This is a genomic window from Plantibacter sp. MMLR14_011 (genome assembly GCF_001865025.1).
GTDB classification, from domain to species: domain Bacteria; phylum Actinomycetota; class Actinomycetes; order Actinomycetales; family Microbacteriaceae; genus Plantibacter; species Plantibacter flavus_A.
The window spans coordinates 24,436-37,485 of sequence record NZ_MJGW01000050.1 but is presented as its reverse complement, the minus strand read 5'-3'; the positions used below and the strand labels follow the sequence as shown (position 1 = coordinate 37,485).

Annotated in this window: 13 protein-coding genes; 3 read left to right on the top strand and 10 right to left on the bottom strand. The window is 70.3% G+C overall.

What is annotated here, in order from left to right; translation table 11 throughout:
• Position 1 precedes the first annotated feature (1 nt).
• Both BIU99_RS14555 and BIU99_RS14550 read right to left on the bottom strand, forming a co-directional pair.
• Complete coding sequence (locus BIU99_RS14555; RefSeq protein WP_071261908.1) at positions 2–1,738, bottom strand: ABC transporter ATP-binding protein; 1,737 nt, start codon at positions 1,736–1,738, stop codon at positions 2–4.
• A gap of 265 nt (positions 1,739–2,003) precedes the next feature.
• The gene (locus tag BIU99_RS14550; RefSeq protein ID WP_071261907.1) at positions 2,004–3,569 is read right to left on the bottom strand and encodes a molybdopterin-dependent oxidoreductase; all 1,566 of its coding nucleotides are present in this window, start codon (positions 3,567–3,569) and stop codon (positions 2,004–2,006) included.
• A gap of 90 nt (positions 3,570–3,659) precedes the next feature.
• On the opposite strand from BIU99_RS14550, the gene moaA reads away from it, so the two are divergent.
• On the top strand, positions 3,660–4,727 hold the full coding sequence (gene moaA, locus BIU99_RS14545; protein ID WP_064293946.1) for a GTP 3',8-cyclase MoaA: 1,068 nt from the start codon (positions 3,660–3,662) through the stop codon (positions 4,725–4,727).
• Positions 4,720–4,977, top strand: coding sequence for a MoaD/ThiS family protein (locus BIU99_RS14540; RefSeq protein ID WP_064293945.1), 258 nt, complete (start codon positions 4,720–4,722; stop codon positions 4,975–4,977). Before moaA ends, BIU99_RS14540 begins: the two co-directional genes overlap by 8 nt.
• A 45-nt stretch (positions 4,978–5,022) precedes the next feature.
• On the opposite strand, the gene BIU99_RS14535 is transcribed toward BIU99_RS14540, so the two are convergent.
• From BIU99_RS14535 to BIU99_RS14515, 5 genes are all read right to left on the bottom strand, one after another.
• Positions 5,023–5,460 (bottom strand): BLUF domain-containing protein, encoded by a 438-nt coding sequence (locus BIU99_RS14535; RefSeq protein WP_217635012.1) that lies wholly within the window; start codon positions 5,458–5,460, stop codon positions 5,023–5,025.
• A gap of 152 nt (positions 5,461–5,612) precedes the next feature.
• Positions 5,613–6,164 carry a hypothetical protein gene (locus BIU99_RS14530; protein ID WP_071261905.1) on the bottom strand — a complete coding sequence of 184 codons (552 nt, stop codon included), beginning with the start codon at positions 6,162–6,164 and terminating at the stop codon, positions 5,613–5,615.
• Positions 6,165–6,200: 36 nt separating this feature from the next.
• Positions 6,201–8,813 carry an excinuclease ABC subunit UvrA gene (locus BIU99_RS14525; protein WP_071261904.1) on the bottom strand — a complete coding sequence of 871 codons (2,613 nt, stop codon included), beginning with the start codon at positions 8,811–8,813 and terminating at the stop codon, positions 6,201–6,203.
• A gap of 83 nt (positions 8,814–8,896) precedes the next feature.
• Positions 8,897–9,400 carry a GNAT family N-acetyltransferase gene (locus BIU99_RS14520; protein WP_071261903.1) on the bottom strand — a complete coding sequence of 168 codons (504 nt, stop codon included), beginning with the start codon at positions 9,398–9,400 and terminating at the stop codon, positions 8,897–8,899.
• Positions 9,393–9,668 carry a DUF1778 domain-containing protein gene (locus BIU99_RS14515; RefSeq protein WP_071261902.1) on the bottom strand — a complete coding sequence of 92 codons (276 nt, stop codon included), beginning with the start codon at positions 9,666–9,668 and terminating at the stop codon, positions 9,393–9,395. Before BIU99_RS14515 ends, BIU99_RS14520 begins: the two co-directional genes overlap by 8 nt.
• A 65-nt stretch (positions 9,669–9,733) precedes the next feature.
• On the opposite strand from BIU99_RS14515, the gene BIU99_RS14510 reads away from it, so the two are divergent.
• Positions 9,734–10,300 carry a dihydrofolate reductase family protein gene (locus BIU99_RS14510; protein ID WP_071262154.1) on the top strand — a complete coding sequence of 189 codons (567 nt, stop codon included), beginning with the start codon at positions 9,734–9,736 and terminating at the stop codon, positions 10,298–10,300.
• Between the two features lie 78 nt (positions 10,301–10,378).
• Here BIU99_RS14510 and BIU99_RS14505 read toward each other — a convergent pair whose 3' ends face one another.
• Genes BIU99_RS14505 through glp form a run of 3 tightly spaced genes read right to left on the bottom strand, consistent with a single transcriptional unit; the run spans position 10,379 to position 13,024 of the window.
• On the bottom strand, positions 10,379–10,807 hold the full coding sequence (locus tag BIU99_RS14505; protein WP_064293939.1) for a molybdenum cofactor biosynthesis protein MoaE: 429 nt from the start codon (positions 10,805–10,807) through the stop codon (positions 10,379–10,381).
• Positions 10,800–11,792: a bifunctional molybdenum cofactor biosynthesis protein MoaC/MoaB gene (moaCB, locus tag BIU99_RS14500; protein WP_071261901.1), complete on the bottom strand. Its 993-nt coding sequence runs from the start codon at positions 11,790–11,792 to the stop codon at positions 10,800–10,802. Before moaCB ends, BIU99_RS14505 begins: the two co-directional genes overlap by 8 nt.
• A complete protein-coding gene (gene glp, locus BIU99_RS14495) occupies positions 11,789–13,024 on the bottom strand; it encodes a gephyrin-like molybdotransferase Glp (protein WP_071261899.1) in 1,236 nt (411 codons plus the stop codon). The genes moaCB and glp overlap by 4 nt, the downstream gene beginning before the upstream one ends.
• Positions 13,025–13,050: the final 26 nt, after the last annotated feature.

Here is a 13,050-nt window from a genome sequence, read left to right as displayed (position 1 = left end):
GTCACGCCACCCCTTCCACAGCGAGCTGCGATTGGACGATCTCGCGATACGTCTCGTTGGAGTCCAGGAGTTCGTCGTGGGTGCCGCGGCCGACGATGCCGCCGTCGTTCATGACGATGATGTGGTCGGCCTCGCGGATCGTCGCGATGCGCTGCGCGACGATGATGACGGTCGCGTCGGCGGTGCTGTCGCCGAGGGCTGTGCGGAGTCGTGCGTCGGTGGCGACGTCGAGGGCCGAGAACGAGTCGTCGAAGAGGTAGACCAGGGGCTTCGCGACGAGGGCCCTGGCGATGCACAGACGTTGACGCTGGCCGCCGGAGACGTTCGTGCCGCCCTGGGCGACGCCGTCGTTCAGCATCTTCGGCTTCGCGCGGACGAAGTCCTCAGCCTGTGCGACGTCGAGGGCGCTCCACAGCTCGTCGTCGGTGGCGTCGGGACGTCCGAATCGGAGGTTCGAGGCGATCGTGCCCGAGAACAGGTACGGCTTCTGCGGCACGATGCCGACGACCCCGGCGATCTGCTGCCGGGTGAGCTGCGAGACGGGGACGCCGTCGATGGTGACGTGGCCCTGCTGCGGGTCGTAGAGGCGCGGGATGAGCGAGAGGAGCGTCGTCTTGCCGGAGCCGGTCGAGCCGACGATCGCGGTGGTCTTGCCGGGCTCCGCCGTGAACGTGACGTCCGACAGGACCGGTCGCTCCGCGCCGGGGTAGCCGAAGGTGACGCCGGTGAACTCGACCCGTCCGACCGACGGCACGCGGATGTCGGTGCTCGTCGGCACGGTGAGGCTCGGCTCGGTGTCGATGACGCTCTGGATGCGCTCGGCGCACACGACCGCGCGAGGGATCATCATGACCATGAAGACGCCCATCATCACCGAGGTGAGGATCTGGAGCAGGTACTGGAGGAACGCGGTGAGGGAACCGACCTGCATCTGGCCGGCGTCGACCCGCTGGCCACCGAACCAGAGCACGGCAGCCGTCGCCAGGTGCAGGACCATCATGATGACCGGGAACATGAGGACGAAGATGTTGCCGACCTTGATCGACACGCGCGTGAGCGCCTCGTTCGCACGGTTGTACCGCTCCGACTCGAACGGCTCGCGGACGAACGCCCGGACGACGCGGATGCCGATGATCTGCTCGCGCAGCACACTGTTGATGCCGTCGATGCGGTCCTGCATCTGGCGGAACAGCGGCATGAGGAGGTAGACCAGGAACCCGACGATGATGAACAGCACCGGCACGGAGACCCACACCAGCCACGACAGCCCCGCGTCCTCGCGGAGCGCCATGATGATGCCGCCGACGCACATGATGGGTGCGGACACCATGAAGTTGAGGGTCATGAGGACGAGCATCTGGACCTGCTGGACGTCGTTCGTGCCGCGGGTGATGAGCGTCGCACTGCCGAAGCCGCCGATCTCGAGTGCGCCGAGCGAGTCGACCTTCCGGTAGAACTCCCGGCGCAGGTCGCGGCCGATGGCCATGGCGGTGCGGGCGCCGAAGTAGACCCCGCCGATGGCTGCGGCCACCTGGACGAGGCAGACGAGCAGCATCGTCATGCCGGTGGACCAGATGAAGTCCGTGTCGCCACGGGAGACGCCCTGGTCGATGATCTGGGCGTTGAGGCTGGGGAGGTAGAGGGCCGCGATCGTCGAGATGAGCTGCAGCACGAACACCGCGACGACCCAGGCCGCGTACGGCTTGGCGTGTCGGAGGGCGAGGGCGAGGAGGGCCACGTGAGGTCCTTTGTGGTTCATGTCCGCGGCGGAGCGGCCGTGCGGACGGAGGGGGGCGGAACTGGGCTGGCGCGAGACCAGTGCCTCCGACGGCAGCGCGAACCGACGGAGACCATGAAGGACGTGCCCGAGTGACGATACTCCGAGCCGGTGACACGGTGGGGTCCCGGTTCGGAATCGTGATGATCACGTCGGCGCACGCGTCGCGCGTCGGCCCAGGCTAATATACCTGTCGTCCAGAACCCGAATCGTGCGGGCGACGTGGTCAGCCGACGCCCACGCTGATGGTGTGCCATCCCTCCGCGCCGTCGGGGACGACGTCGACGGGGGTCTCGCTCTGCGTCTTGCCCGCGGCGTCGGTCGCGCGGACGGCGATGGTGTGGTCACCGGCCGGGGCGTCCCACTGGAGGACCCACTGCACCCAGGTGTCGTCGGAGATGGCGGTCGCGAGCGTCGTGTCGAGCCAGTCGCCGTCGTCGATCCGGACCTGGACGCGGTTGACGCCCGTGTGCTGCGCCCAGGCGACGCCGGCGATCGCGACGTTCCCCGCCGCGACACGTCCACCGTCACGCGGCACGTCGATGCGTGACTCCGTCTTGATGGGCCCGCGCTCCGACCAGCCGCGGTCGGTCCAATAGGCCCGAGCGTCCGCGTAGCGGGTCACCTCCAGCTCGACGACCCACTTGGTGGCGGAGACGTACCCGTACAGGCCCGGGACGACCATGCGCACCGGGAAGCCGTGCTGCAGCGGGAGCGGTTGCCCGTTCATCCCGACGGCGAGGAGGCTGTCGCGGTCCTCGTCCTGCAGGACCTCGAGCGGGGTCCCGGCGGTGAACCCGTCGATGCTCCGCGACAGGACCATGTCGGCACCGGCCTTGGGTTTCGCGCGCGCCAGCAGCTCGCGGATCGGGTACCCGAGCCAGAGCGCGTTGCCGATGAGGTCGCCGCCGACGGGGTTCGAGACGCAGGTCAGCGTGATGATCGACTCCTGCAGCGGGAGGGCGAGGAGTTCCTCGAACCCGATCTCGACCTCCTGCTCGACCATGCCGGTGATCTTGAGGCTCCAGGTCGAGGGGTCGATGTTCGGCACCTGGAGGGCGGTGTCGATCCGGTAGAAGGAGTCGTTCGCCGACACGACCGGCGTGAGCCCGTCGATGCCGAGTTCGGCTCCGGCCGGGACCGGCGGCGCGGCGACGGCGGCCGTCGGGAGCTTGAGCGCCTTCCGGATGCTCTCCACGGCGACCGCTCCGGCCGAGGCGACGCGTGCGCCGACCCCGACGACGAGGGCACCGACCGCGGTGCCGCCGAGCAGGACGAGGAAGGAGCGTCGGGGGAGTTCGGCTCGGGAGGCCCCGACGACCGGCCGGGCCTCGTCCGCGACCGTCGCGTCGTCCCAGGTGCGGAGGCGGGTCACGAGCAATCGCAGCACCAGGATGCCGACCGCCGTGCCGACGACGCTCGGGAACGCCCAGTCGAGGCCCGCGTCGGCACGGGTGATCGCTGCGACGACCGCGACGACGCCGACGAGCGCGAGCGCGATGCTCCCGACCGCCGGCCGACGCTCCTCGAGGACACCGATCCCGACGGCGAGGGCCGCGACCAGCACGCCGAGCACGATGAGCAGCACGAGCTTGTCGTCGGTGCCGAACAGGGCGATGACGAGGTCCTTCACCCAGCCGGGCACGAGGTCGATCACGAGGGAACCCACGGCGAGCAGGGGCGAGCTCGCGGGGGCGACGAACGCCGCGACGGCCTCGGCCGAGCCGAGGGTGGCGACGGCTGCGACGACGCCGGACGCACCGGCGAGCAGGGTGCGGCGGCGGGGCTCCATGTCCGTCATGCTACGCGCGCCCGCTGGGCGTTCCTCCCCGAAGCGGCTCTAGAGGGGCAAGTCGGCCGTCCATCCCCGTACCCTGGGGGGATGACCACAGTCGGGCTCGGAATCCCACGCATCGGGTCGCCGCTCAGGCACATCCCGGACGCTGCCGGGCGCCCCGACGTCGACGGCCTCATCGACCGGTTCGGCCGCGTGGCGCGCGACCTTCGGGTGTCGATCACGGAGAAGTGCTCCCTGCGCTGCACGTACTGCATGCCTGAGCAGGGGCTCCCGGCGATCGCCCGCGACGACCTCCTGACGCCGACCGAGATCGGTCGACTCGTCGAGATCGCCGTCCGCGACCTCGGCGTGCACGACATCCGGTTCACGGGCGGCGAGCCGCTCATGCGTCCCGACCTCGCGGAGATCATCGCCCGCAGCTCAGCTGTCGCCGGCGATGCGTCGATCTCCATGACGACGAACGGCATCGGGCTCGACAAGCGTGTCGACGAGCTCGTGGCCGCCGGGCTCACCCGCGTGAACATCTCCCTCGACACCGTCGACCGCGACCACTTCGCGCGGCTCACGCGTCGCGACCGCCTCCCCGCCGTCCTGGCCGGCATCGAAGCCGCCAAGCGCGCCGGGCTGACGCCGCTGAAGATCAACGCCGTCCTCATGCGCGACACACTGGACGGCGCGGTCGCCCTGCTCTCCTGGGCGATCGAGAACGGCTGCCGTCTCCGCTTCATCGAGCAGATGCCGCTCGACGCCGACGAGGCGTGGGTGCGGGAGAACATGGTCGACGCGGCTGAGTTGCTCGACGTCCTCGGCTCCCGGTTCACGCTCACCGCTCCGCACCGCGAGGACCCGTCCGCTCCCGCCGAGGAGTGGCTCGTCGACGGCGGCCCGGCGACGGTCGGCATCATCGCCTCGGTCACGCGCTCCTTCTGCGACGACTGCGACCGAACCCGGCTCACGGCCGAGGGGACGATCCGCTCCTGCCTCTTCGGCGACGACGAGACCGACCTCCGAGGCATGCTGCGTTCGGGTGTCGAGGACGTCGAGATCGCGGACCGCTGGCGCGCGGCGATGTGGCACAAGCAGGCCGGGCACCGGATCGCGTCGCCCGACTTCGTCCGTCCGGAGCGGAGCATGGGAGCGATCGGTGGCTGAGACGACGACGCTGCAGGTGCTCGTGCGCTACTTCGCCGCAGCCGAAGAGGCCGCAGGCGTGCCCGAGGAGTCCCTTCCCGCGGTCGCGACGGTGGGCGAACTGAAGTCCGTGCTGCTCGAGCGCTACGGTGACGCGATGGCCAAGGTGCTCGCTTCAGGCTCGTTCCTCGTCGACGGCGTCGTCAGTCGCGACGACGCCCGTCCGCTCGGCGCCCGGGTCGACGTCCTCCCGCCCTTCGCCGGCGGGTAGGTCGCGCATGCGCCGCGCGGATGACACCGTCCGGGCGTACGCGGTCTACGAAGCCGCCGACGGGTTGCGCTCGGAGAGTGCCCGAGTAGCGCGAAGCTGCAACCATCGGACCAGGTCCAGGACGCCTCGCGTCCGCGACCCCGCGGGATCGTCGCCGCCGCCGATCGCGTGGAATCCCGGAATCTCGTCGACCGGGTAGTCGTCGAGGCGCTCGCAGCGCATCCGCCAGTCCGGGAACTGGCGGAAGGGCACGGTCTCCTCATGGAGGACGCGCATGTCCGTGTGGCGCGCGTCACGGGAGAGGCCGTCCATGAGCGCTGAGATGGCGTCGTCGGGTCCTTCGACCACCTGGAAGAAGTCGTCGCCGCGCACGGCGAGCATGCCGGTCAGGCCGGAACGCTCGTTGTTGCCGCGACACTCGACGAGCAGCGCTTCGAGGGACGCCTGCGTCAGCGGGCTCGTCGCCCGGCTCACGTACGTCACGGACCGGACCGCTGTTTCGGAGTGCACCACGGTTCGCACAGTACACGGTCGATGGGCCGACTTCGTCCCCCCGATCAGGTCTGATCGGGGGATTCCCCTTGCCGAGGGTGTCGGGTCCTGAGCTGACGACGTACAGCGACGGTGGGGTGGGCTCAGCCCGATCGGCGGGCAGCCTGCCAAGCGCGTCGCTCGACCGCCGCCGAGCGGAACAAGAGGACGAGCGAGACGATCGCCCCCAGCACGGTCGCCACGAACGCGACGAGCGCGAACGCCTGCAGCAGCTCACCGGCCGCCGAGGACCGGCCGACGTAGGGCGGCAGTTCGTCGGACACGGTGTGCCCGATGCCGAAACCGGCGAAGAACATGGCTGGGAGTCCGAGCCAGACGAGCATCGATCCGAGCGTCGCCACGTGGACCCAGTGCGACCCGAGCCGGCTGCGCCAGCCGAGGTGGACGAACGCCGTGATGGCCGCGAGTCCGAGGAGGAACGCGACGGCGACGCTGACCAGTCCCATCGCCAGCGCGCCCGGGGTGAAGACGCCGTAGATCGTCTCAAGGCCGTACGCGCCGTCCGTCATCGCGATGGGTGCCCAGACGAGTTCCTCGATGGGGGCGAACACCAGCATGACCGCCGCGGCGAGTGCACAGACGATGACGGCGATGCGACGGGAGCGGAGATCACGGCGCGGATCGTGGACGGACACGCCCTCCACGATAGGTGCTCGGCCCCGGAGACGGGTTCACCCCGCGGCGTCGGCCGCCGATGCCGCGGGTGCCGCACCGAGCAGTGCCAGTCGCTTCGCCAGGTAGGGCGCGGTGCGGCTGTCGGGGTTTGCGGCGACGGCGTCCGGGGTGCCCGCGGCCACGATGCGTCCACCAGCGTCGCCACCGGACGGTCCGAGGTCGATCACCCAGTCGGCCGCCGCGACGACGTCCATCTCATGCTCGACCACGACGACGGTGTCGCCGGAGTCGACGAGCGCGTTCAACTGCGCCAGGAGACGACGGACGTCGGCCGGATGGAGGCCGGTCGTCGGCTCGTCGAGGAGGTAGAGGGTGTGACCGCGTCGCACCCGCTGGAGTTCCGTCGCGAGCTTGATGCGCTGCGCCTCGCCACCCGACAGTTCGGTGGCCGGCTGGCCGAGCCGCAGGTATCCCAGGCCGACTTCGAGCAAAGTGCGGAGGCTGCGTGCTGCCGCCGGGACGGCCGCGAGGAACTCGGCCGCCTGCTCGACGGTGAGTGCGAGGACGTCTGCGATCGACTTCCCGTCGTAGGTGACCTCGAGGGTCTCGGCGTTGTACCGGGCGCCGTTGCAGGTCGGGCACTTCCCATAGCTGCCGGGGAGGAACAGCAGTTCGACCGACACGAAGCCCTCACCGAGGCAGGTCTCGCAGCGACCCCCCGCGACGTTGAACGAGAACCGGCCGGCCGTGTACCCGCGCTCGCGGGCGAGGTCCGTGGCGGCGAACGCGGCGCGGACGGCGTCGAACAGCCCGGTGTAGGTCGCGAGGTTCGACCGCGGGGTTCGACCGATGGGCTTCTGGTCGACCCGGACGAGGCGGTCCACGTGCTCGAGCCCTCGCACCCGACGCACAGTGAGCGTGTCGGCGTGTCCGTCCGGCACCGTCGCCTCCGCCAGGCCGGAACCCTCGGTCGCATCGGTCTCGGTGGGCACCTCGTCGTCATCGTCCGCGGTGTCGTCCGTCGTCCGGCCGTCTGCCCGCAGGTGATCGCGCACGACGTCGCGGAGGACGCGGCTCACGAGGGTCGATTTGCCGGAACCCGAGACACCGGTGACGGCGACGAAGGTCCCGAGGGGGATCGAGGCGTCGACGCCGGCGAGGTTGTGGAGCGTGATGCCCTCCACCTCGAGCCAGTCGCGCGCCTCACGGAGTGCTCGTCGCGCGGGAGCCTGACCGTGCTGTTCGGGGAACAGGAACGGGCGGGTCGCCGAGGCCTCGACCTCGGCGAGACCCTCGACGGCCCCGCTGTAGAGCACGTCGCCGCCACCCTCGCCTGCGCCGGGGCCGACGTCGACGATCCAGTCCGCGTTCCGGACGACGTCCATGTTGTGCTCAACGACGTAGACCGAGTTGCCCGAGCGCTTCAGCTGCTCCAGCACCTCGAGGAGGGGCTCCGCATCGGCCGGGTGCAGACCCGCTGACGGTTCGTCGAGGACGTAGACCACGCCGAAGAGCCCGGAGCGCAGCTGGGTCGCGAGCCGGAGCCGTTGCATCTCGCCGGGGGAGAGCGTCGTCGTCACGCGCCCGAGCCCGAGGTAGCCGAGTCCGAGGTCGGTGAGCACGCGGATGCGCGCGAGGAGATCGGTCGTGATGGCGACGGCGACGTCGGTGCGCTCGCCGGAGAGCGTGGTCGGGAGCGCGGGCGCCGCGTCCTTCAGCTCAGTGGTGGGGCGGATGACCTCGGCGAGCTCCGTCATCGGCAGGGCGTTGAGCTCCGCGATCGTGCGGCCGGCGAAGGTGACCGCGAGCGCCTCGCGGCGGAGTCCCGTGCCGTGGCAGAGCGGGCACGGACCCGAGCGCACGAACTGCAGCACCTTGTTCCGCATCATCTGGCTCTTCGAGTCGGAGAGGGTGTGGAAGACGTACTGCTTGGCGCTCCAGAACATCCCGTTGTACGGCTTGGCGACGCGGTCTCGTTGCGGCGTGATCTGCACGACCGGCTGCTCCTCGGTGAAGAGGATCCAGTCACGGTCCTCCTGGTCGAGCTCCCGCCAGGGGCGGTCGACGTCGTATCCGAGGGCGATGGTGATGTCGCGGAGGTTCTTCGCCTGCCAGGCTCCCGGCCAGGCGGCGATCGCTCCCTCGCGGATGCTCAGCGACGGGTCGGGCACGAGGGAGTCCTCGGTGACCGTGTGTGCGACGCCGATGCCGTGGCACTCCGGGCAGGCGCCGACGGCGGTGTTGGGCGAGAAGGCGTCGGAGTCGAGTCGGGTCGTGAACCCCTCCGGGAACGTGCCGGCGCGCGAGAAGAGCATGCGGAGCGAGTTCGAGAGGGTCGTCACCGTGCCGACGCTGGAGCGCGAGCTGGGGGCGCCGCGTCGCTGCTGCAGGGCGACCGCCGGTGGCAGGCCGGAGATCGAGTCGACGTGCGGGTCGTGACCCTGCTGGATCAGTCGCCTGGCGTATGGGGCGACGGACTCGAGGTATCGTCGCTGCGCCTCGGTGAAGATGGTGCCGAACGCGAGCGACGACTTGCCCGAGCCGGAGACCCCGGTGAAGGCGACGATCGCATCGCGCGGCACGTCGACGTCCACGTTGCGGAGGTTGTTCTCGTTGGCTCCCCGGACGCGGACGAACGGGTCGGATGCTTCGGGGGCGTTTTCGGGCATCAGATCACCCTACGTCGCTCGCTGCCGTGATGCGGAGTGGTTGACGCGCCCCCACAGGTGTGCGGGCGGCGATCGACGTGCGCTCAGCCGACCAGGGTCGCGCGTGCGTCGGAGACCAACAGGTACAGGGCGCGACTCGAACCGGGAAATCGTTCGAAGCCGAATCGCTCGTAGAACGGGATGACGTCGTCGGTCAGGGCGTGGACCAGGATCGCTCGCATCCCGATGATCTCCGCCGCGCTGATCGCTTGAAGGACGGCATGCTGCAGGAGGGCGGTTCCGAGGCCGAGGCCGGTGAACTCCTGATCGATGGCGAGCCGGCCGATCAGGACGACGGGAATCGGATCGGGTGCCCGGTGCGCGAGCCGCTGCGGCGTATCTTCTCGAACGAGCGAACTCGCCGAGAGGCAGTAGTAACCCGCGACGCGACCCTCGGTCGTCACCGAGACCATCGTCTTCGACCCACCGCTGCGCTCGTTGTTCCGTGCGTATCCGCGGAGCCAGCTGTCGAGGACGTCGACGCCGCAGCGGAAGTCGGAGAGGACGTCTCCAGTAGCGAGCGGCCGTGGAGTCCGGAAGTCAGTCAACGAAGATCGTGGGTCGGTTCAGGAGGTCGCGGAGTCCGTCGATCGAACGCGCTGGGTGTTCCAGGATCGCTTCGAACTGTTCGAAGGCGGCCGCGTCCACGCGGATGTCGCGCTCACGGCGGATGACATCAGCCGCCCGTTCCGTAGCGGCGGACGTGGTGAAATCGGTGATGGACCGACCTTCGATCGCGGCGGCGGCGGCGATCGCGTCCTTCTGTGCGCTGGTGACGCGGACCTCGATGCGCTTGTCTTTCAGTGGAGATGCCATGTCGTCATTGTACGGCAATCTTCCGTACGGAGTCGATGTCGGCGGTGGACGGCAGGATCGTCCTCATGACTCGTGAACGTTCCTGGCACGGCTGCGTCTTCATCGGGGTGAGCCTCGACGGGTTCATCGCGGGGCCCGACGGCGACCTCGGCTGGCTCACGGAGCTCGAGCCGCGGGAGCATGCCGCGGATGCGCCGGGGAGGCACCCGGCTCTCGACTGGGATTCGTTCTTCCCGACGATCGACACCCTCGTGATGGGACGTACCACCTACGACACTGTGCTCGGCTTCGGCGAGTGGCCGTTCGAGGGCAAGCGGGTCGTCGTGCTGAGCACCACGCTCGAGGCCGGGGACGACCGCATCACGGTCGCCGGGACGCTCGACGAAGCGACCGCCCTGCTCGACGAGGCCGGGGCCGGCCGCGTCTACGTCGACGGAGGCAGGACCATCCAGGCGTTCCTCGGTGCGGGCCTCGTCGACGAGATCACCGTGTCCGTCGCACCGGTGCTCATCGGCTCGGGCGCCCGCCTCTTCGGCGACCTCGACGCCGACGTCCGTCTGCGGCTCCGCGGCACCCACGCGACGCCCGAGGACGGGCTCGTGCGCATCACCTACGACGTGCTGCCACGCTGACAGCTCGCTTCACCCCGAATGGTCGCCCACGCTTCGTGCGTGCGACCACTCGGGGCGAATCGAGGGCGGGCCGATCGTTCACAGACCGACCCACTCCGTCTCGCCGTCGGCCAGGTACTGGCGCTTCCAGATGGGGACGGTGCGCTTGATCTCCTCGACCAGACGCTCGCAGGCGGCGAACGCCTCGGCCCGGTGCGCGGCGGCGACGGCGGCCACGAGGGCCAGGTCGCCGACGACGAGCGACCCGACGCGGTGGGCGGCGGCGACCCGGAGGCCGGTCTCCGCGGCGACCGTCCGGCAGCAGTCCTCGAGGAACCGTTGGGCGTCGGGGTGGGCGCGGTAGTCGAGGGCGTCGACCGCCTCGCCGTGGTCGTGGTCGCGCACGATCCCTCGGAAGGCCACGAGTGCGCCGTTGGCGGGCGCCGCGACGAAGTCCTCGATCGCGTGCGCGTCGAGGGGCGACTCCGAGATGAGCGCGAGGACCTCGGGAACCGTCGACTCACTCATGCGCGCCACCTCCGGCGATCTGGGCGACGAGGTGGTCGAGCAGACCGTCGAGGACCGCGAGTCCGTCTTTGACGCCGCCGGTGGACCCCGGCAGGTTCACCACGACGGTGCCGCCGGAGACCCCCGCGAGCCCGCGACTGAGCGCCGCGGTCGGGGTCTTGGTCGACCCGAGGGTGCGGATCGCCTCCGAGATGCCGGGCAGTTCGCGGTCGAGGTGGGGCTGCGTGGCCTCCGGGGTGCGATCGCTCGGCGAGAGGCCGGTGCCGCCCGTCGTGATGAGCACCGCGGGCGCGGCGTCCAGGGCTGCCGTGATCGCGAAGTGCACGTCGGCGTCGGACACGACCGTCACCGCATCGACCGCGTAGTCGTGTTCGGACAGCCATGCGGAGATGCGGGGCCCCGTGAGGTCCTCGCGCGTGCCGGCCGCGCCGGCGGTCGACGCGACGATGACGGCCGCGGTTCGCGGACGGACCGTCCGCGCCACAGGTGCTTCGATCGGCTCCGACGCTTCCGACGCTTCCGGCGTCCAGTTCCCGCGCTTGCCGCCGGACTTCCCGAGCAGCCGGATGTCGCCGAGGACCGAGGCCGGGTCGACGGCCTTGACCATGTCGTGCAGCGTCAGGCCGGCGATCGAAGCGGCCGTCAGGGCCTCCATCTCGACCCCGGTCTGGCCGGTGGTCTTCGCCGTCGCGGTGATGACGATCGAGTCCTCGGTGAAGGCGAAGTCGAGGCTCACCGACGACAGAGCGAGCTGGTGGCACAGCGGGATGAGCTCGCTCGTCCGCTTGGCCCCCGCGATCCCCGCGATGCGCGCGGTTGCGATGACGTCCGCCTTCGGCAGACCGTCCGCCTGGACGAGCGCGATCACGTCCGGTCGGGTGGTGAAGGTCGCCGTCGCCGTCGCGACCCGCTTCGTCGTGGCCTTGTCGCCGACATCGACCATGCGTGCGCGGCCGTCGTCGTCGAGGTGTGTGAGCCCGGTCATAGTGCCCATGCTTCCACAGCGTCACCGGCGTCGAGCTCGAGGGTGTCCTCCGGGATGACAATCAGCACGTCGGAGGCCGCGAGGCCGGCCACGAGATGTGAGCCGGGGCCTGCGACCGGTTCGACCCGGCCGTCATCTCGTCGGCGTCCGCGGAGGAACTGGCGCTTGCCGGGCACCGAACGCACGGCCACCGCGAGTTCGGTCGGTACACGCGACGCCTGCGGTAGCCCGGCGACCCGGCGGAGGACCGGAGCGACGAAGACCTCGAACGAGAGCTGGGTGCTCACCGGGTTGCCGGGGAACGCGATGATCGGCACGCCCCGGTGGGCACCGAGCGCCTGTGGACCGCCGGGCTGCATCGCGACCGAGCCGATCCAGCCGCCCGATGGCCCGAGGACGTCACGGACGACCTCATGTTCTCCCATGGAGATCCCGCCTGAGGTGAGGATGAGATCGACCTCGCCGTGGAGGTCGTCGAGCAGCGCGAGCAGGACGTCGGCATCGTCGACGACGCGCGCACGAGCGGCGACCTCGGCCCCGGCTGCGACGACGGCGGCCGCCAGCGCGGTCCCGTTGGAGTCGAAGGTCTGGCCGAGCGTCGGCGTCTCGCCGGGTTCGACGAGTTCGGCACCGGTCGTGACGATCGCGACCCGCACCCGCCGACGCACCTCGACGGTCGTGATCCCGGCCGCAGCCAACACGGCGAGGTGTCGTGAAGCGAGGCGGACGCCGGCCGGCAGCAGCTCCTCACCGGCGCGGACGTCGCTCCCGCGCTCCCGGACGAACAGTCCCACCGGGCGCTCGCCGCCGTTGCGCGGACGACCGAGGACGACGGTCTCGACACCGTGGGAATCCGTCTCGACCTCGCTCTCCTCGACCGGCACGACGACGTCCGCACCCGGCGGAACGACCGCGCCCGTCATGATGCGCACCGAGGTCCCCGGCTCGAGCGGCGCCGGGTCGATCGGGCGCGCGGCGATCTCGCCCACCACCCGTAGCCGCGTCTCGTCACCCGAGAGGTCTGCTGCCCGAACCGCGAAACCGTCCATCTGCGAGTTGCGGAACAGCGGCAGATCGACCGGTGACGGCACCGTCACGGCGGTCACCCGGCCTGCGGCCTCGTCGATCGGCACGTGCTCGGCGCCGGTGTCGGTCACGTCGTTGAGGAGAGCGGCGACATCGGAGGCGTGCTGCTCGACGGTCTTCCGACTCGTGGGCGGTGGCGTCGTCATGGTGGTTCCCGTCGTCGAGGTCGGTC

What these genes read in the sequence shown, in the direction of transcription:
- moaCB (WP_071261901.1), bottom strand. Translation starts at nt 11,792, where the DNA reads ATGACCGGGCTCACACACCTCGACGACGACGGCCGCGCACGCATGGTC.
- BIU99_RS14525 (WP_071261904.1), bottom strand. Translation starts at nt 8,813, where the DNA reads ATGCCCGAAAACGCCCCCGAAGCATCCGACCCGTTCGTCCGCGTCCGG.
- BIU99_RS14510 (WP_071262154.1), top strand. Translation starts at nt 9,734, where the DNA reads ATGACTCGTGAACGTTCCTGGCACGGCTGCGTCTTCATCGGGGTGAGC.
- BIU99_RS14505 (WP_064293939.1), bottom strand. Translation starts at nt 10,807, where the DNA reads ATGAGTGAGTCGACGGTTCCCGAGGTCCTCGCGCTCATCTCGGAGTCG.
- moaA (WP_064293946.1), top strand. Translation starts at nt 3,660, where the DNA reads ATGACCACAGTCGGGCTCGGAATCCCACGCATCGGGTCGCCGCTCAGG.
- BIU99_RS14515 (WP_071261902.1), bottom strand. Translation starts at nt 9,668, where the DNA reads ATGGCATCTCCACTGAAAGACAAGCGCATCGAGGTCCGCGTCACCAGC.
- BIU99_RS14550 (WP_071261907.1), bottom strand. Translation starts at nt 3,569, where the DNA reads ATGGAGCCCCGCCGCCGCACCCTGCTCGCCGGTGCGTCCGGCGTCGTC.
- glp (WP_071261899.1), bottom strand. Translation starts at nt 13,024, where the DNA reads ATGACGACGCCACCGCCCACGAGTCGGAAGACCGTCGAGCAGCACGCC.